The organism is Candidatus Nanosynbacter sp. HMT-352 (assembly GCF_022819385.1).
GTDB lineage: Bacteria > Patescibacteriota > Saccharimonadia > Saccharimonadales > Saccharimonadaceae > Nanosynbacter.
Genome location: NZ_CP089290.1, coordinates 60,797 through 79,391, shown reverse-complemented (window position 1 = coordinate 79,391; position 18,595 = coordinate 60,797). Strand labels below are relative to the sequence as shown.

Genomic DNA, 18,595 nt, shown 5'->3' with positions numbered 1-18,595 from the left:
TGATATAATGAAACTATGAAAGTGCTCGACAAGCCGAAAATTGATCGTCCCCGCGAGAAGTTGGCACGTTACGGTACGGCGCGGCTGAGCGACTTGGAGCTGTTGATGGCGATTATTGGCAGCGGTAATGCTCGGGCCGATGTCGGCAAGATTGCGCGCGAGGTGCTGAAAATTTTGCGTCAAAAGGGCGGTGATGTTTCGTATGATGATCTGCGTAGTGTGGTTGGTTTGGGTGAAGCGAAAATCCCGGTGATTTTGGCGAGTTTGGAACTGGCGCGGCGGTACTTGCTGGACAGCGACCAGCCAATCATCGACAGTCCAGAAAAGGCGGTCGAGCTACTGGCCGACATTCGCGACAAAAAGCAGGAATATTTTGTTTGCCTGACACTGGACGGTGCGAATCGTTTGATTGCCAAGCGGGTGGTGACTATCGGTACGTTGACGGCCAGCCTGGTACACCCGCGCGAGGTTTTCGCCGACGCCATCGCCGATCGTGCCGCCAGCATCATCGTGGCACATAATCATCCGAGCGGGAGTTTGGAGGCGAGTCAAGCAGACCGGGAAGTAACGCACCGTTTACGCCAGGCGGGTGAACTGTTAGGAATTAGTTTGGTTGATCATATTATATTGACAAAACATTCGTACAAGTCAATTACATAAAATCACGTATATTTCCCCGTAGGATACATATTGACAAGAAATGTATCCTACGGGTATACTGTTTATAGTATGAGGGTATTTCTGTCGAATCAGGGGAACTTGCGCAATATACAAACCTTTTTGCGGTCTATTGATTGGTCTAAACCTAAAGAGCTGGAAATTGCGACGCACGATAAATGGATAACAGTTCACCCGGCTAACCTTGCCTTGGTGGCTGCTTTGGCCATGCAAGTTGGTAAGAATAAAACGAAAATTATTGGTACAGTCCCAGCTACCGGTATTTATCTTGATAGAATGGGGCTTTACAACTTAGCAAGCACAGTATCGCCATTTACATATCAAGAAAAAGAAGCAGCTGGGCGATTTGTGCCGCTAACTGTCATAAAAACACCCGAAGACCAATCTTATTTTATCGCCGAAATGATACCATTGCTGCACCTGCCGGAAAAGGACGCTATGGTTATCAAATATATTATTGGCGAACTGGTGCGCAATGTTTTAGAGCATGCTAACGCAAAGTGCGGCGCTATCGTTGCCGCGCAATACTATAAAAAAACGAATAAAGTCAGTATCGCCATCTGTGATACCGGTATAGGAATCTGGAAAAGCATGAACGAGACGTGGCATCCAAAAGATGATCTGGAAGCGGTACGGTACAGTCTTACTCCGGGCATAACAGGAACAACTTCGCGAGAGGGTGGTACGAGTGAAAATGCTGGTGCCGGATTGTTTTTTATTAAATCAATTGCCAAGATTACCCGCAGTTATTTTACGATATACAGCGGCAAGGCAGAATATACGCTGCTGAAAAATAGGACCGACCAAAAATCGATTACATTATACGCCGACCCGTTTCGCGACAATAGTAGGCGGACTAATGATTTGGGAGATTTTCACGGCACGCTAGTTGCTGTAGACATCGCGCTGGATAACACACCAGAGTTTAAAGCAATCATGTCTCATATTGGCAGCGTATACGGCGAAGCGATTCGTGAACGAAAGAGAATAAAATACAGGAGGCCAAATTTTATATGATCATCCATTTGCAGCCAGTTGTCGGCTCGTTTGCTGAGAATAAAGAAAAGGCTAAGGAGCTGCGTGTAAACAAAATTATGCCAACCCTAGCTCAGCGAAAAAAAGTCACATTAGATTTCAAAGGCGTTGATGGTGCAACCCAGTCGTTTATTCACGCTCTCATCAGCGATCCAATCCGCAAGTATGGCGACGAAGCCTACGATAAGTTGTACTATAAAAATATCAACGAAGATGTGAAAGAAATCGTATCTACGGTCTACCGATACATGCAAGAAAGCCTAGACGGTGGGAGTGGCGAATAAAATGAACGGCTACAACGACAACATACATCAACAACAGATTGACAAGCTGGTACAGCTCTTCCCCGAGGTGGTCACCGAAGGTAAGATTGACTGGCAGAAACTCCAGTCGACACTGGGCGAGGCGGTTGATTTGGGTGAGCGCTACGGCCTCGGATGGAAGGGCAAGGGCGACGTCTTCGCTGCTATCCAGGAGAAGACCGTCCAGACGCTCCACCTCGACCGGGCGAATTCCGTCGATTGGGATACGACGGGCAATATGTTTATCGAGGGCGATAACCTGGCGACGCTGAAGATTTTGCACAAGGCGTATTATGGCAAGGTTAAGATGATCTATATCGACCCGCCCTACAATACTGGTAATGATTTCATTTACAACGACGATTTCAAGCAGACACGCCGTAGCTATGAGACAGAGGCGGGCATCACTGATGATGAGGGTAATGTTGTGCGAGATGACGGCCTGCGCACCAATACCGGCGGGCACAAGCACAGCAACTGGCTGAACATGATGTATCCACGCCTCTTTTTGGCACGCAACCTGCTTCGCCAAGACGGCGTCATCTTCGTCTCGATCGACGACAACGAAGTCCACAACCTCCGACTGATGATGAATGAGATATTTGGGGAGGAGAATTTTGTAGCGCAGATTGTGTGGGAGCGAGCATATGCGCCAGTTAATCTAAAGCATCATTTTTCGGAGAGTCATGATTATATCGTTTGTTTCGCGCGTAATATTGGTTTGTTGGATAAACTGTCTTTAAAGCGCAATGAGGCGGCTGATGCACGATATAAAAATCCAGACAATGACCCACGAGGTATATGGCAGAGTGATAATTTCTCAGTTGGACCAGCAAATCAAAAGAATATTTATGAAATTATAACACCGAGCGGACGAAGGGTATTGCCTCCGAGTGGATATTCTTGGCGTTTCTCGGAAAAGAAAACACAAGAGTTAATAGCCGATAATCGTGTTTGGTTTGGAGCTAGTGGCAGTGGTGTTCCACGCTATAAGCGCTTTTTATCAGAGGTTAAAGACGGTGTAACACCAATGACGGTTTGGAAATACACTGACGTTGGACATTCGCAAGATGCGACAAAAGAAGTGAAGGATTTGTTTGACGGTGTTGCGTATTTTGACTATCCAAAACCAGTTAAGCTGATTAAGCAGCTAGCGAGTTTGTGTACTGATGGCAACGATATTATTCTCGACTTTTTCTCCGGCTCCGGAACCACCGCCCATGCTGTTGCCGAACTTAACGCCGAAGATGGCGGCAATCGCCGCTGGATTTGCGTGCAGTTACCTGAGCTGACTGATGAGAAGTCGGAGGCTTATAAAGCTGGCTACCGCACCATTGCTGACATTGCTCGTGAGCGCATCCGTCGGGCGGGTGCCAAAATCCAGGCTGACCAGGCGGATAAGCTAGCGTCTCGCAGTGTCCCGCTTGACCTTGGTTTTCGGGCGTATCGGGTGGGTGATAGCAATTTCAAGCAGTGGAACGAGCTGGTTTCCGACCCGGAGGAAATTCGCCAGCAGGCGCTCGCCAATCTCGATCCGCTGGAGGAGGGCACGACCGATGACGACTTGCTGACCGAGCTCCTGCTCAAGCGTGGTATCTCACCGCTGGCGCAGATAGATCAGCATGACGACTTCTGCTTTGTCTCGTCCGAAAAGCTCGTCATTTGCCTGGTGCACTCCATGACAGAAGAGTTATTTGCGACCATCCTCGCCGCCAAACCATCATCCATCATCATCCTCGACCGAGCTTTCGGCGACGACATAAATCTAAAAGTAAACCTACTCCTGCAAGCCGAGCGGCAAGGTGTTGAGGTGGAGGTGGTGTGATGCGTGATTTTCCTCGTGGATCCGAATGGCGCAGATGGGATCTGCATGTACATACTAAGGGTACGAATAAAAATGATCAGTTTAAAAGCAAAGACTTTAAAGCATTTTGTGAGGTATTGTTTCGCAAAGCCATAGATAACGATATAGCAGCAATTGGCGTAACAGACTATTTTAGTATAGATAATTATAAAAAGGTCAAAGACTACGTTAAAAATATTGATGATGAAACGAACTTTACTGAGGATGAGAAGAGGCAGATAAAAAACATCTTGATATTGCCAAATGTAGAGCTGAGAATGCTTCCAGCTACGGATAAAGGTAGGCTTGTAAATATACACTTTATTTTTAATCCGGAAGAAGATTTTATTGACTATCTTGATAATAACTTTTTTAGTAAGTTGAAATGCGGTAACTACCTAATGAACAGACGGGGTGTAATCGAGTATGGCAAGTCATTATTAGGTAATAACCAGAAGTCAGATGACGCCGCCGCTTATAAAAAAGGGATAAATGAGTTTCATCTAGAGACTAGTCAAATCAAGGATGTGCTTGAAGATAAGAAGATTGCCGACAATGCAGTAGTTGTTGTTTGTAATTCAAAAAAAGACGGAGCCTCTGCTTTTCAAGAGCATTATGATTTATTTGAAGGTGAGCCTGGTAGTCTAGATGGCATAAGAAGAGGTATCTATCATATTTCTGATATGGTATTTTCGAGCAATGAAGGTGACAGGGAATATTTTTTGGGACAGAAAAGTGATAGTCCAACGGAAGTAAGGGAAAAGTGCGGTTCATTGAAGCCTTGCATTCACGGTAGTGATGCTCATACTGAAGATAAGCTTTTTGCTCCAGATAATGATCGATATTGTTGGATTAAGGGAGATTTAACATTTGACGGGTTAAAGCAACTGAGGTGTGAGCCAGAAGATCGGGTTTATATTGGTAAAGAGCCGCCGCTATTGGAAAGAGTAGCTAGTAATAAAACAAAATACATAGAGTCATTGAATATAAGAAAGAAAGCTGGCTATAACGGTAAAAATGGTATTTGGTTTGATGGAGTGAGTCTAGAGCTTAACAAGGAACTGGTGGCTATAATAGGAAACAAGGGAAATGGAAAAAGTGCACTATCTGATATTATTGGTTTATTAGGTAATACTCATAATGCTGGCGATAAGCAGAATAATCTTTCTTTTTTAACAACAAAGAAGTTTAAGAAGAAGGGGTATGCTGAGAACTTTGAGGCAAATCTTGTATGGTCTGATGGCTCTGGTGCAGACGAGGGAATATGTCTAGCTGATGAAACTGATAAGAATGCACCAGAAAAAGTAAGGTATCTTCCTCAAAATTATTTCGAACGGTTAACTAATGACCTAGAAGCTGAGGGGTTTGAGAGCACGCTTAAGAGTGTTATTTTCGCCCACATACCAGAACAAGATAGGCTGGGCTGCGGGTCGTTTGATGAGTTGATAGAGAATAAAACTCGGGTAATAGATTCTGACTTGAGTACGATACGAAATGACGTGAATAGTATCTCAGGAAGTATTATTAAGCTTGAAGAGAAGAAACATCCTGACTACCTGAATAAAATAAACGAACAAATTAAAGAAAAAGAAAAAGAACTCAAGTCTCATATGACTAATAAGCCGGAGGAGGTTGCAGACCCATCAAAAGATCATAGCTCTGAAACGAAAGTAAAGAAATCAAAAACATATAAGATCATTGAGCAGCTCAATCAGCAGAACGTTGAATTAACTGGAGAGATTGAGAAGGCAAAACAAAGATTAAATACAGTTACTCGGAATAAAGAGGAAGCTAAACAACTAACTGACAAGATATCGCAACTAGAACTAAGCCTGACTAAGTTTAAGCAGGAAAACGGAGATGTCTTTAGCAAATTCAAACTAAACATAGATGAGATTATAAAAGTTAGTTTTGATAAAAAAGCAATTAACGAGAAGCTTAAAGAAATAAATAAAGAACTAGATGATTTAGGGGGGAAATTACGATCAAAAAAGGATATTGATGCAGACCAAAGCATTAAGAGTGATGTGGATAGGGAAAAGGTATATCAAAGTAGCTTTGTAGCTAGCCAAGAAATAGTCCAGCAGGAGATTAAATGCAAGTCAGATGAACTGAGTAAGCCGGAAAAAGAATACCAGGCATATATAGAAAAACTTGCGCAGTGGGAGAGACGCAAAAAAGATATTGAAGGAGACAATGGTAAAGTCGACAGTCTGAAGTATCTTAAGGCGGAGAAGCGATACATTGAAAGGAAGTTGGATAATGATTTGTCAGAAAAAAGAAAAGACAGACTGGATAAATCTTTAGAAATATTTAATAAACAGCGGGAAATTATCAATATATACAATACCCTTAAGAAGTCTGTTGACAGTGCAATTTCGCAAGGTGGTGAATTCGCTAATAAATTTAATATGATGATTGATGTTAGCTTTAAACTTGATGAGGGATTTGTAGATAATTTCCTTGGATATATTAATAAAACAAAAAAAGGTACGTTCCAGAATGCTGATACTGGGACTGTTAGTGCAATGCTTGACTCTATGAATCTATCAGAGGAAGACGGAGTAAGGCAATTGCTTGACACTTCGATAAGATGGCTGGAAGAAGACGAGCGCAATGAGAGTGATATACAAAAGCGAAACATATCTGATCAAGTAAACAAAGTGAAGGAATTCTACGATTTCTTGTTTTCGTTAGAGTATTTGACGCCAAGCTACGATTTGAAACAAGACGGAAAAAGTCTTGATCAATTGTCGCCAGGAGAAAAAGGTGCTGTACTGTTGGTATTCTACTTGATGATTGACAAAGAAGATATACCACTAATCGTGGATCAGCCTGAGGATAATCTTGATAATAAAAGTGTCTTTGAAGTCCTCACGCATTTTATACGAATTGCAAAAAAGCGTCGTCAGATAATAATGGTCACTCATAACCCAAACTTGGCTGTGGGTGCGGATGCGGAGCAGATTATATATACAAGACTAGATAAAACTAGTGGCAAGAATAAGTTCTCTGTTGAATGCGGTTCAATAGAAAATGTTAATATTAATAAGCGGATCGTGGACATTCTCGAAGGTACTAAACCGGCATTTGATAAAAGAAAGCTACGGTATAGAGAAGAGCTGTGAGGAATAGATAAAAATGAAACTAAAATTCGACCCCAACCAGCAGTACCAACTCGACGCCATCAATGCGGTGGTGAATGTATTTGCTGGGCAGCCAGCAGATAGTGACGATGCGACTCGTCATATGGATCAGGATGGGCAGTTAAGCTTGGAGGCAACGATAGCCAAGGGAAATAGCCTGACGCTAGATGTGGCGCAGATAATTGAGAATACACATAAAATTCAAGAGAAAAATGGTATCGAGAAAAGTGAAACCAACGAAGATGGCTTTAGTTCTCCAATGACTTTCCCACTAGAAATTAGTGAAAAATCTCTGAATCACGGTATGAACTTCTCCATTGAGATGGAGACCGGCACAGGTAAAACGTATGTGTACTTGCGGACGATTCATGAGCTACACCAGTATTATGGTTGGAAGAAGTTTATCATCGTGGTGCCGAGTGTGGCGATTCGTGAGGGTGTGCTGAAGAATTTGGCGATTACCCGAGAACACTTCGCCAATCTCTATAACAAGCCGGAGATGGACTACTACGTCTGGGACAGCAAGAAGACAGGTCAGGCTCGTGAGTTTGCGACGAACGATACCTTGCAGATCATGGTGATTACTATTGATAGCTTTGCTAAGGCACAGAATGTGATGAATCGGCAGAGTGACTATGGCCGGCCGCTCGATTTCATCAAGGCTACTCACCCGGTAGTTATTCTCGATGAGCCGCAGAATATGGAGACGGACATACGGCGGAATGCTATTGCCAGCCTCAATCCGCTGTGCACGTTGCGCTATAGTGCCACACACAAGCACTTATATAATTTGCTTTATCGGCTGACTCCGGTCGATGCCTATGACAAAGGCTTGGTCAAGAAGATCGAGGTGCATAGTGTCCAGAGTGAGGACAATTATAATGATGCGTATATCAATGTATTGTCACTGGAGCGTCAGTCGAAGACTCGCTCATTTGCCAAGATAGAGGTGGATGCGAGTGATGAGTATGGCTTGCAACGCAAGGTCATTAAGGCGTTTCCGGGTGACGATTTGGAGGTAAAAACGGGACGTTCGGTCTATGCCGGCTACTATGTCGAGTCGATCAATCACGATGATGATTGCGTCGAGTTCAGTAATGGTAAGGTAGTTTACGTTGGTCAGCGTGATGAAAGTCTACATGATGACATCATCAAGCGACAGATTGAGCTGACGATTGATGATCATTTTGATAAACAGCGCCGACTGGGGAATGGTGTCAAGGTGCTGAGCCTATTCTTTATCGATAAAGTGGCAAATTATCGTGAGTATACGGCGAATGGTGCTAAGAAAGGTAAATTTGCCAAGTGGTTTGAAGAAGCCTACGCCAAGGTAGCGTCTAAACCAAAATATGCCGGCGTGATGGAAGGTTTGTTGGCGAGTGAGGTGCATGACGGCTACTTTGCGGCGGACAAGAGTGGTCAGTGGAAAGACTCTCGTGACACTAAGGGCGAGGGCGGTCGTACTAAGGATGATGATACGGCGTATAACTTGATCATGAAAGACAAGGAAAGACTACTGGATACCGGCGAGCCGTTGCGGTTTATCTTTAGCCACTCCGCACTACGTGAGGGCTGGGATAATCCTAATGTGTTCCAAATTTGTACGCTTAACGAAACGTCGAGCCAAATGAAAAAGCGCCAAGAAATCGGACGAGGACTGCGTCTGCCGGTGAATGTTGACGGACAGCGAGTGTATGATGATAGCGTCAATATACTGACAGTAGTGGCCAACGAAAGTTATGCAGAGTTTAGTCGTAAGCTCCAGACGGAAATTGAGGAAGAAACGGGCATTCACTTTGGTGGGCGAATCAAGAATCGTGATAATCGGCAAGTCGTCAGCTTTCAGAAATCACGGGCGCTTGATCCGGCTTTCAAGGAATTATGGGATAAAATTAAACATAAAACGACCTACCGGGTGGCAATTGATACAGACAAGTTAGTGACGGAGGTGGCAGGTGAATTAGCGCAGGTCACTATTAGCAAACCGCATATCGCTGAGACAAAAACACTGATTGATTCTATGAATAGCGACAGCGGTTTTATGGTACGTGAGACTGGTTTTAACACGTATGCGGCACGCCAAACTGAGGTAAAGATACCGAATTTATTAGCGGATATTCAGCGTCAGACACAAATGACCCGCCGGGTGATATTTGATGTGCTTGATCAGGCGGGGATGTTTGAGCAGATTGCTATTAATCCACAGCAGGTTATTGATGAAACAGCTCAAGCGATTAATCGGGTGAAGCAACGCTTGGCAGTTGATGGTGTTAAATATCACAGGACAGGCGAGTATTATGACATGACATTGTTTGAGAATGATGAACTACAGGCATACTTGTATGATGCAGCGATGAAGAGTGGGGCAGTTGCAGTGACCGACCTGGCAAAAACCATCTACGATTATGTGGCGGTTGATTCGGAAGTTGAGCGTGAATTCATGCAGTCGCTGGAGGACAATACCGACGTTAAGTTTTATATTAAGCTACCAAGTTGGTTCAAGATTGATACACCGGTTGGTAAGTATAATCCAGATTGGGCAGTAGCGTTTGACGGCGATGAGCGGATTTACTTTGTTGCCGAGACGAAAGGCTCAGATGATATTAATGATAATCACTTGAGTGCTAATGAACGAGCTAAAATTACTGCGGCCCGCCAGCATTTTGCAGAAATTAATGTACCATATGCGGCGCCGGTGCGGAGTTTGCGGCAGGCGTTGACTATGGTCGGAGATGGTAATTGTGACACCTGATACACACGCAAATTATTATGTTCGCCCGTTGTTGGCTACTGGGTGCTTACAAATGCTTTTGGAGCGGAGTAAAGATGCTAAGGAGAATGTATGAACAAAACAAACAAAACCATCACTATCGCTCGCGCCATCATCCGCATCGGTGATGCTGCTAGAAATGCCAATGATTATAGTTTGCTGGGTGCGCTGCATGAGATGGTGGAGCAATTGTCACAGCATGGTGTTAACGACACTGACGTTGATATGAATTTGCTGCTGGAATATGTTAAGTCATTGAACGATTGTGAATATTGCCGAGAATCTAACGGCGAGATGAGCACTGCTGATTTGGTGAATGAAATAAATCGACAATTAGCGCGTCTTAGTCAGGAGCAAGTGGATAATTCTAGTAAATTGGCTTTGGAATTTGAGCCGACAGTTCATTTAGTGACTGCGAATTATGCCAAGGATGAGAATGGGACGACTTCTGGCGTATCAATAGCTTTGGTTTTTAATAAAGATGGCTCGGTAAGTGCGCCGCGTGATCATTTCTTGAATGCGGAATTGCTTAATTATTTTAATGATAAACATCAGGTCGATTATCAATTTATTGAAGATGATTTACCGCCGAAACTTCAGGATTATCAATTAGTTGCGGGAACGGCGGAAGTACGAGAAATTTTGCCACGGGAATTGGAAGTGATAGATTTTTAAGGTTTTATGAAAATCTCCGTACACATTAAACTAAACTCTCGCCATCGTGAGGAAGTTGTGAAAAATGACGACGACACATTGACGGTTTATATCAAAGCTCCGGCAATTGAAGGTCGAGCCAACGCGGCGGCTATTAAATTATTGGCAAAACATTTTAAGGTCGCATCGTCCAAGGTTAAATTAGTGCGTGGTGCAACTTCAAAATATAAGATATTTGAGATTGATTAAGTTTACGGATAAACAGCGCCCGGTGTCATATCGCCGATTAAATTTTGTACCGTTACGAATGAATAGCCCTGCTGTTTGAGTGAATTAAGGATACAAGGAACGGCATTCACGGATGTCGGATGAATGTCGTGCATTAAAATCACAGCTCCGTTGCGAGCGCCAGCGACAGCCCTTGAGCAGACGATTTCGCTATTACGATCAGCCCAGTCGCGCGTATCGACAGACCAAACAACTGCCGACATTCCGCGTTGACGGAATTGCTCCAAAACCGCTCGATTAAACGCGCCGTACGGCGGACGTATGATGTTAGGCTTGGTGCCGACGGCTTGTTTTATGGCGTTATTTGTCTGGTCAATTTCACTAGCGAGTTGCTCTGCTGAAACCTTATTTAACTCTGGATGCGACCAAGAGTGATTGCCTAATTGATGTCCACGCGACTGCATGCGGCGTAACGTGTTGGCGCGTGCTGAAACTTTGCTGCCGATTAGGAAAAATGTCGCCTTGGCGTCGTACTTATCTAATATGTCCAACAGTTTTTCGGTGTATGGTCCAGGTCCGTCGTCAAAAGTTAGAGCAATTGTTTTATTTGCGACGGTAGGCGTTGGAGCTACGGGCGCTGGTTTTGGTTTTTCTGCGGGTTTGGGAATATTGGCTAGTTTCCGAGCTGTTGGGTTTTGTAGATATTTAGAGACGGAGGAAATTGGCACGGTAATTGTCAATTCGCCGTAAGATGATGGCAGTAGCGATGCCTGACCGAGTGGCCAAGCCAACGCATTGCCATTATTGGTGATGATGAAATTAGACAAAGCTTCTTTATTTATGATTTCGTTTAGGTCAATTTCTGGTTGCTGGCGCTGTTTGATGGTCTGAGAAACGCTATTTTTGGCAGCGGATATGATTGCTTCGGCGGCTTCATCGGACTGTTCTGTAAAATCAGCCAAGCCGACAACTTCGCCAGATTTTTTGTCGAAAGTCCAAAATTGCGTCATTGATGCTGGATGTGCGCCATTCATATCCTGCTTAATATTGACGACAATTGACAGTGCTTCTGAAGTGTTGTGTGTGACTTGATAGCCAATTGTTTCGGTCATTGGCTTATCAAAAACTGTCGCCAGTAAAACCGTATTTTGAAAATCACGATCAATTTTATCAATCGACTCGCTAATTAAGCGATTAATCTTTTCATTTTCCGTGATCGGATATTCAATTGAAACTTTTTCCCGTTTGTTATCTCTGGTGACGAACTTTGAGCGAATGCCAGAATATTTCGAATCGGCAAAATAATACTTTTCGTCAGAGGGCGCAGTCGTTTGTCGCGAGTGTGATTGATTGAGGAAATATATCCCAAATAGCCCTGCCGAAAATAGCAAAATCAAAAACGGTATGATAATAAATAGTTTTTTCGATTTTGGTTTTGCTTTTTTTCTTTGAATGCGCATATTATAAGTATAGCACTAGTATTTTGGTTTTGTTATTATTGATAATAAGTAGAGACTAGCTTGATCAAAAATTACAACAGAGAGGAATTTGCGGAGTGGAACTCGAGCCAATTATAAAAGTCGATAAACTTGTTAAGACTTATGGTGGAAATAACGTGGTCGACGGCGTGTCGTTTGAAGTTAAAAAGGGCGAGATATTTGGGATTCTTGGCCCTAACGGCGCGGGCAAAACAACAACGTTGGAAATGCTGGAAGCGCTCAGACCAATTGATGGCGGCGTGGCTACAATTGACGGCATAGATGTCGCTAAGAAACCTAAGGATATTAAGAATATAATTGGCATTCAGCTTCAATCGACGGCTTTTTATGACAAGCTGACTTTGCGTGAACAATTGAAAATGTTTGGTAGTTTATATGGTCGGACAGTTGATACTGAGGTACTGCTCGCTAAGGTTCAATTGACAGAAAAAGCTAAGAGTTATGTTGAGCAACTTTCTGGCGGTCAAAAACAGCGTTTTGCGATTGCTTCGACATTGGTAAATAATCCGAAAGTATTGTTTCTGGACGAGCCGACCACAGGGCTTGATCCGCAGGCGCGTAGAAATTTATGGGACTTGATTAAGGAAATTCGCGACGAGGGAATTACGATTCTTTTGACGACGCATTATATGGACGAAGCGGAATTATTGTGTGACCGTCTGGCAATTATGGATAGCGGTAAGATTATCACAATTGATACGCCGCATAATCTCATCCAGCAATTATTAGCGCGCGGTTTTAAGAAGGAGCAAGTTGTCGAGCAAGCCAACTTAGAGGACGTGTTTATTGATTTAACAGGAAAGGCAATTCGGGATTAGCATGAAAAAATATTGGATTGGAATATTCGGTCAAGTTCGCGCTCAGCAAAAGCGTTTCGTCCGAGATAAAATGGCGCTATTTTTTACTTTCCTTTTTCCGCTGATTTTTCTATTAGTGTTCGGGTCGGTTTTTAGTAATGATTCGACCAGTTTTAATATTGCAATTGTCAACAATTCGCAGACAGAATTTGCTAAAAGTTTCGTTAAAAATGCCAAAGAAAATTCGAAGGATTCGATTCTCAAAATTAAAGATGTTAAAGATATGAATGACGCGCGCGAAAAAATGAAGCGGTCGGAGCTTAACGGTATTATTGAGCTTCCGAGTGATTTTGGCGCGATAAAAAATAACGACAATCATCCTATTCCAACAGGCACGATGAATGTTCTTTACGCCAAAGGTTCTGAACAAGCGGGTAACACGTTAGTGGCGGTGATGAACCAAATTACCAATAACATCAATAGTCAGATGGGTCAACCTGAAGCTCCGCTTAAAGCTGTTGGTAAAGCGATTGGCGATGAGCAATTGAAATCGTTTGATTACATATTTACGGGACTATTAACTTTCAGTTTGATAAGCATGGGTATTTTTGGCTTAGCTAATCAAATGCCGGCCGAAAAGAAGCGTGGCTCGTACCGACGCTTACGTGCAGCGCCGTTTACTTCTGGTCAGTTGATTATCTCTACAGCAATTCACTATACGATTATTTCCTTGCTTAGCTTGATCATGATGGTTGTCGCTGGCGCTTTGATATTTCACTTTAATATGCGAGGCGATTGGACACTGTTTGTCGTTATATCTATATTATCGGCATTCATGATGGTGGGAATAGGGCTATTGATTGCTGGCTGGTCGAAAAACGAAGATCAGTCTTCTGCATTAAGCAATTTGATTTCTTTTCCAATGATGTTTCTGTCTGGCACATTTATCCCGCTTTATCTATTTCCAGAATGGTTGCGAAGCGTTGCTCAATTTGTTCCTATAACTCCAATCACGGATGGTTTTCGGCTAATTATGACCGAGCACGCAAGTTTTATGGAAGTCTTGCCACAATTCGGTATTATCGCGGCTTGGACTTTCGCTGTTTATTTCTTAGCCATTAAGCTATTTAGATGGGAATAACTATTCAAGGATAGCGAAACAAATAGAAAAACGTTATGTTTATCGTAAGCGGGTGCTTGTTATTTTTATCACGGGAGTTGCTTAATTCCGCGCGACAAATCAAATAATTATTCGACGCCGCCGGCTTTAAGAATACTTCTTAATCCGTTTTCTCCACCGACGAATCCGCTGGTTTGATAGTCGTTAATAACCATATATGGCAAGCCATTCACGCCAAGCGACAGAGCTTTTTGTGTGTTGCCGTCAATTTCTTTTTGGTGCGGTTTTTTAGTCATACAATCGGAAAATTGCGATTCATTCATGCCGACGTTTTTGGCGGAAGTTAGGAAATATTCCAGTGGAAGAACAGGGATTTTTTTCGGCACAGCAACGTTTTTTACACCAATTCCTTTATCGAAGTAATCACGCTTAATGCGCGGGACGATATCGTGGGTGTACTGCCAATATTTATCTTGATCAGCAGCACAAAACGCAGCGTGAGCACCGGTTTCGGTATTGTTGGTCATTTCTTTTAATAGTGTTACTACGCGATGCTCATAACGAACTTTTCCGGATTTAATATAGTCATTTTTGAAGAATTCTGTGCTGGTTGCGGCTTCGACCTCGGCGCAAAATGAACAAAAATAGTCAGTATAATCAATGAATACGTTTTTCGCGTCGGCGGATCCTTGCGACATTTTTTCGTTCCATGGTTTATTGTCACCAATGTGACGATTCGGCGGGCGATTGACAATTCCATAAATAAACAAAGCCACAATTCCCACGATTACAATTCCCGAAAGAGCCCAAATAAGCGCTATGCCTGATGATTTTTGTCGATTCATATTTTCTCCTGTTTAGATAATTCTGTGTACATAAAAATAATTTGACCTGATTTATATAGCGAGAATAAACTGAGCAGTAAAGCTAACAACAGGACTATTGTGCTGGCGATATTTGCGGCGGTGGCGGCGGCAGCTCCTGAGAAAAATAGGGTTACAATTGGCAAGATTAGTGATGTTCCGCAGGGAACGCAGCCGAGTCCAATTGTTGCGGCAATTGATGCGATTCCGCTTAATCCGACTTGTCGAGATACAGTTTTTTCATTGTCGCGATTATTCTTTGATGTAAAAATTACAGCGGCGATCGATACACCTTGAAGAATTGACACTACCATAAGCAACGCACTATTTGGTGAAGTGAAACTTTGTTTGAAGATGTCTATAATCATCGAACCGAGCAGCGCGATTTTATCGATGATTGGTAAGCGCGACATCATCAGCGGCCCGTAAAAATTGGCGTTGATTGCGAAATAAATTATCACGGCGAAGGCGACGGTCGCGACAATTGTTATCAGGAAATATTTCGGTAAACCAAGCATTCTGCCGACTCCTAGAAGCGCCGATTTGATGGTTAGTTTGTAGTGATTATCGTTGTAGTTCATCGTGGTAGTTATGCTATAAAGTTTGCTGGTGTGTTATTTACGATGTCCTTTTTTAGTTCGTAAATAACCTTTGTTGGCCATGGAATATTATCGATTTTGAAGTATTTTTGTAAATGTGGCAAATAGGTTTCATCGAATTCATTCTGCGACTGTGTTATTTTGTAGCCATGTGGCGCGCAAATCCATTTGTGAATAAGGTGATCCACGATAACGTACGATTCTTTTGATTCGCGTTCAAGTGAATCCAGCCCCCAAACCGCGTGAAACATGATTTCATAAATAGTTTGGCTATTTGCCTTGTAAATGTACGGAGCGATAGGATTATCATTGTCGTCGCAAACGATAGTAGGCATGCTAATCACTGAATTTTTAACAAGCGCTTTGATCCATGTATAAACTTCATCGTTAACATCCTCAGATGCTACTTCGATAGACGTGACTAGGTTTGGCGTATCGCCGGGACCCCAATCGCGGATGATAATGACGCCGTCGGGCTTGAGTGCTCTATCTAGCATTGCGAATGTTTTAGTGCGCTCAGGTCGAGATAGATAGCTCATCAATTCGTGAAATACACTAGACATGTAGATGATGTCGAATTCATCTTCGATGTTTTCAAGTTGTTCTTTAGTGATGAAATCAATGTTATTTTCTTGAAGTTGAGATTGAACAATTTGTGAAACATCATAGGCTACGTAGTGAGTTCCTGTTTGCGTCACTTGTTTGATGAATTCTGGCGAGAAACCAGAACCAAAATCAAGCAATTTAATGTTCTTACCAAGGTGTTTTTCGATGGCTCCGAATTTGGATGACGCTGTTTGGTTCATCCGCTCTTGATAGGTTTTGTTGGTATGATTTTCCAAGTGCTCGCTGCGAATTTGGCTCATGTATCTATTATACGATATTCGTAAAGGCAATTCGATCATCCACTGCAGCAACTTTTACCGTATCTCCGTCATGAATTCGCCCGTCGATCAGTTCGAGTGCCAAAGGATCAAGCACGCGTTTTTGAATCAAACGCTTAAGTGGTCGAGCGCCGAAACTCGGGTCGTAGCCGTCTCGCGCCAACATATCGCAAACGCTATTGTCAAAATCCAGCGTTATGTCGCGACTATCCTTAACTTGGCGAACAACTTTTTCTAATTGCACGTCAACAATCGCACGCATCGATTCAGGGTGAATGCGATCAAAAATCACGATGTCGTCAATTCGGTTTAAGAATTCTGGACGGAAATGACCACGAAGTGTCTCTAAAATTTGATTGTCGAGAGAGCTAATGTCGTCGCCCGTGTAGTCCATAATCATTTGCGATCCGACGTTGCTGGTCATGATGATAATGGTGTTGCTAAAGTCAATCGTTCGTCCTTGTCCGTCCGTCAATCGACCGTCGTCCAAAACTTGCAATAGTACGTTAAATACGTCGGGGTGTGCTTTTTCGATTTCGTCAAACAAAACCACGCTATAAGGGCGTCGCCTAACGGCTTCCGTCAATTGACCGCCCTGATCGTAGCCGACATATCCTGGAGGCGAACCGATCAATCTGGCTACGGCGTGGCGTTCCATATATTCACTCATGTCAATTCGAATCATGGCATGCTCGTCGTCGAATAATTCACGGCATAAACTGCGCGCGACTTCTGTTTTTCCCACGCCAGTAGGTCCGAGGAATAGGAATGAGCCAATCGGTCGATTAACGTCGCCGAGTCCAGCGCGCGACCTACGAATGGCGCTTGCTACAGCTGCTACAGCGCGATCTTGCCCGATGACTTGGCGGCTAATTGATTCTTCCAATTTGGTCAATTTGCTGGATTCACTTTCCATCAATCGTTCCACTGGAATTCCGGTCCAGCGCGCTACCACGCCAGCAATATCGTCAGGCGTAACTTCTTCGCGGAGCAATCGGTCGTGAGTTGGAATTGCCGCTAGTTCTTCGCGGGCGCTTGCTAATTTTTTCTCCAGCTCCGGCAAATCGCCATACTTAATGCGGCTGGCGGTGGCTAGGTCTGCGTCGCGTTCAGCAATTTCTAATTGTGAGCGCAGATTGTCCATTTTTTCGGTAGTCGTGTTGACGGTTTGCAAAATGTCTTTTTCGTGTTGCCATTTCTTATCAATCACTTCGGCTTTTGCGCGAATCTCGGCAATTTGCTCTTTGATTTCATCTTTGCGAATATTGGCGTGGTCGGATTTGTCCTTTTTCAACGCCGCTTCCTCGATTTCCAATTGCAAGCGTCTATTGTTCAATCGATCCAGCGCAATTGGCACACTTTCTAATTGCATTTTGAGTGAGCTGGTCGCTTCGTCAAGCAAGTCGACTGCTTTGTCTGGCAAGAATCGGTCAGGCAAATATCTGGTGGACAATCTGGCGGCTGCCACGATTGCGTCGTCAGCGATTTTTACTCCGTGATGAATTTCGTATTTTTCCTTCAATCCGCGCAAGATGGCGACAGTGTCGTCAAAACTTGGTTCGCCAACGTAAACTGGCTGGAATCTTCGCTCTAAGGCGGCATCTTTTTCGACGTATTGACGATATTCAGCGAGCGTTGTCGCGCCAATCATGTGCAATTTTCCACGAGCCAGCGCTGGCTTTAACATATTACCCGCGTCCATACTGCCTTCGCTTTTCCCAGCGCCAACCATGGTGTGAATTTCATCGACAAAAAGAATAATCTCGCCGGCTGCGTCTTCTACTTCTTTTAAAACGGCTTTCAATCGATCCTCAAATTGTCCGCGGAAACTAGCGCCCGCCAGAAGACTGGAAATTTCTAGGGAAATTAGTCGCTTATCCTTCAGTGAAGCGGGAACGTTGCCTTTGACAATTCGCTGCGCCAACGCCTCAACAATCGCGGTTTTACCAACTCCTGGCTCACCGATGAGGACGGGATTGTTTTTAGTGCGGCGACTTAAAATCTGCATAGTGCGTCGAATTTCTTCATCTCGACCGATCACTGGATCGAGTTTGCCTTCTCGCGCCAATGCCGTTATATCTGTACCAAATTTTTCGAGTGGTTTAGTTGTTTCTTCTTGATTCATATTTGGTGGCATAAAATCCTCCTTTTGATTTTTAGTCCTAATTTGTTGCGCC

At 43.6% G+C, this 18,595-nt stretch carries 15 protein-coding genes; 10 read left to right on the top strand and 5 right to left on the bottom strand.

Annotated features, from left to right (window positions below):
* Nucleotides 1–15: 15 nt before the first annotated feature.
* The 8 genes from radC to LRM44_RS00390 all read left to right on the top strand — a co-directional run bounded on the left by radC (nt 16) and on the right by LRM44_RS00390 (nt 10,677).
* A complete protein-coding gene (radC, locus tag LRM44_RS00425; protein WP_243804014.1) occupies nt 16–660 on the top strand; it encodes a RadC family protein in 645 nt (214 codons plus the stop codon).
* Between the two features lie 69 nt (nt 661–729).
* Nucleotides 730–1,695, top strand: coding sequence for an ATP-binding protein (locus LRM44_RS00420; RefSeq protein ID WP_243777890.1), 966 nt, complete (start codon nt 730–732; stop codon nt 1,693–1,695).
* Nucleotides 1,692–1,997: an STAS-like domain-containing protein gene (locus LRM44_RS00415; protein ID WP_243777891.1), complete on the top strand. Its 306-nt coding sequence runs from the start codon at nt 1,692–1,694 to the stop codon at nt 1,995–1,997. Before LRM44_RS00420 ends, LRM44_RS00415 begins: the two co-directional genes overlap by 4 nt.
* 1 nt (nt 1,998) lies before the next feature.
* Nucleotides 1,999–3,840: a site-specific DNA-methyltransferase gene (locus LRM44_RS00410; protein WP_243804011.1), complete on the top strand. Its 1,842-nt coding sequence runs from the start codon at nt 1,999–2,001 to the stop codon at nt 3,838–3,840.
* On the top strand, nt 3,840–6,986 hold the full coding sequence (locus LRM44_RS00405) for a TrlF family AAA-like ATPase (RefSeq protein WP_243804009.1): 3,147 nt from the start codon (nt 3,840–3,842) through the stop codon (nt 6,984–6,986). The genes LRM44_RS00410 and LRM44_RS00405 overlap by 1 nt, the downstream gene beginning before the upstream one ends.
* 13 nt (nt 6,987–6,999) lie before the next feature.
* On the top strand, nt 7,000–9,756 hold the full coding sequence (locus LRM44_RS00400; protein WP_243804007.1) for a restriction endonuclease: 2,757 nt from the start codon (nt 7,000–7,002) through the stop codon (nt 9,754–9,756).
* A gap of 90 nt (nt 9,757–9,846) precedes the next feature.
* A complete protein-coding gene (locus LRM44_RS00395; RefSeq protein WP_243804004.1) occupies nt 9,847–10,449 on the top strand; it encodes a hypothetical protein in 603 nt (200 codons plus the stop codon).
* Nucleotides 10,450–10,455: 6 nt separating this feature from the next.
* Nucleotides 10,456–10,677, top strand: coding sequence for a DUF167 domain-containing protein (locus LRM44_RS00390; RefSeq protein ID WP_243804002.1), 222 nt, complete (start codon nt 10,456–10,458; stop codon nt 10,675–10,677).
* Nucleotides 10,678–10,679: 2 nt separating this feature from the next.
* Here LRM44_RS00390 and LRM44_RS00385 read toward each other — a convergent pair whose 3' ends face one another.
* Nucleotides 10,680–12,116: a polysaccharide deacetylase family protein gene (locus LRM44_RS00385; protein WP_243803999.1), complete on the bottom strand. Its 1,437-nt coding sequence runs from the start codon at nt 12,114–12,116 to the stop codon at nt 10,680–10,682.
* Between the two features lie 95 nt (nt 12,117–12,211).
* Between LRM44_RS00385 and LRM44_RS00380 the strand changes: the two genes are divergently transcribed.
* Nucleotides 12,212–12,973 (top strand): ABC transporter ATP-binding protein, encoded by a 762-nt coding sequence (locus LRM44_RS00380; protein ID WP_243803997.1) that lies wholly within the window; start codon nt 12,212–12,214, stop codon nt 12,971–12,973.
* 1 nt (nt 12,974) lies between these two features.
* Nucleotides 12,975–14,093, top strand: coding sequence for an ABC transporter permease (locus LRM44_RS00375; RefSeq protein ID WP_243803995.1), 1,119 nt, complete (start codon nt 12,975–12,977; stop codon nt 14,091–14,093).
* Between the two features lie 107 nt (nt 14,094–14,200).
* Here the strand turns inward: LRM44_RS00375 and LRM44_RS00370 are convergent, their stop codons facing one another.
* From LRM44_RS00370 to LRM44_RS00355, 4 genes are read right to left on the bottom strand one after another with little or no spacing between them, the layout of a single operon-like run.
* The gene (locus LRM44_RS00370; protein WP_243803993.1) at nt 14,201–14,917 is read right to left on the bottom strand and encodes a DsbA family protein; all 717 of its coding nucleotides are present in this window, start codon (nt 14,915–14,917) and stop codon (nt 14,201–14,203) included.
* Nucleotides 14,914–15,516, bottom strand: a complete 603-nt coding sequence (locus LRM44_RS00365; protein WP_243803991.1) for a hypothetical protein — start codon at nt 15,514–15,516, stop codon at nt 14,914–14,916. The genes LRM44_RS00370 and LRM44_RS00365 overlap by 4 nt, the downstream gene beginning before the upstream one ends.
* Nucleotides 15,517–15,524: 8 nt before the next feature.
* The gene (locus LRM44_RS00360) at nt 15,525–16,400 is read right to left on the bottom strand and encodes a class I SAM-dependent methyltransferase (protein WP_243803988.1); all 876 of its coding nucleotides are present in this window, start codon (nt 16,398–16,400) and stop codon (nt 15,525–15,527) included.
* A 7-nt stretch (nt 16,401–16,407) separates the two neighbouring features.
* Nucleotides 16,408–18,555, bottom strand: a complete 2,148-nt coding sequence (locus tag LRM44_RS00355; protein WP_275973366.1) for an ATP-dependent Clp protease ATP-binding subunit — start codon at nt 18,553–18,555, stop codon at nt 16,408–16,410.
* Nucleotides 18,556–18,595 lie beyond the last annotated feature (40 nt).

What these genes read in the sequence shown, in the direction of transcription:
- radC (WP_243804014.1), top strand. Translation starts at nt 16, where the DNA reads ATGAAAGTGCTCGACAAGCCGAAAATTGATCGTCCCCGCGAGAAGTTG.
- LRM44_RS00420 (WP_243777890.1), top strand. Translation starts at nt 730, where the DNA reads ATGAGGGTATTTCTGTCGAATCAGGGGAACTTGCGCAATATACAAACC.
- LRM44_RS00415 (WP_243777891.1), top strand. Translation starts at nt 1,692, where the DNA reads ATGATCATCCATTTGCAGCCAGTTGTCGGCTCGTTTGCTGAGAATAAA.
- LRM44_RS00410 (WP_243804011.1), top strand. Translation starts at nt 1,999, where the DNA reads ATGAACGGCTACAACGACAACATACATCAACAACAGATTGACAAGCTG.
- LRM44_RS00405 (WP_243804009.1), top strand. Translation starts at nt 3,840, where the DNA reads ATGCGTGATTTTCCTCGTGGATCCGAATGGCGCAGATGGGATCTGCAT.
- LRM44_RS00400 (WP_243804007.1), top strand. Translation starts at nt 7,000, where the DNA reads ATGAAACTAAAATTCGACCCCAACCAGCAGTACCAACTCGACGCCATC.
- LRM44_RS00395 (WP_243804004.1), top strand. Translation starts at nt 9,847, where the DNA reads ATGAACAAAACAAACAAAACCATCACTATCGCTCGCGCCATCATCCGC.
- LRM44_RS00390 (WP_243804002.1), top strand. Translation starts at nt 10,456, where the DNA reads ATGAAAATCTCCGTACACATTAAACTAAACTCTCGCCATCGTGAGGAA.
- LRM44_RS00385 (WP_243803999.1), bottom strand. Translation starts at nt 12,116, where the DNA reads ATGCGCATTCAAAGAAAAAAAGCAAAACCAAAATCGAAAAAACTATTT.
- LRM44_RS00375 (WP_243803995.1), top strand. Translation starts at nt 12,975, where the DNA reads ATGAAAAAATATTGGATTGGAATATTCGGTCAAGTTCGCGCTCAGCAA.
- LRM44_RS00370 (WP_243803993.1), bottom strand. Translation starts at nt 14,917, where the DNA reads ATGAATCGACAAAAATCATCAGGCATAGCGCTTATTTGGGCTCTTTCG.
- LRM44_RS00365 (WP_243803991.1), bottom strand. Translation starts at nt 15,516, where the DNA reads ATGAACTACAACGATAATCACTACAAACTAACCATCAAATCGGCGCTT.
- LRM44_RS00360 (WP_243803988.1), bottom strand. Translation starts at nt 16,400, where the DNA reads ATGAGCCAAATTCGCAGCGAGCACTTGGAAAATCATACCAACAAAACC.
- LRM44_RS00355 (WP_275973366.1), bottom strand. Translation starts at nt 18,555, where the DNA reads ATGCCACCAAATATGAATCAAGAAGAAACAACTAAACCACTCGAAAAA.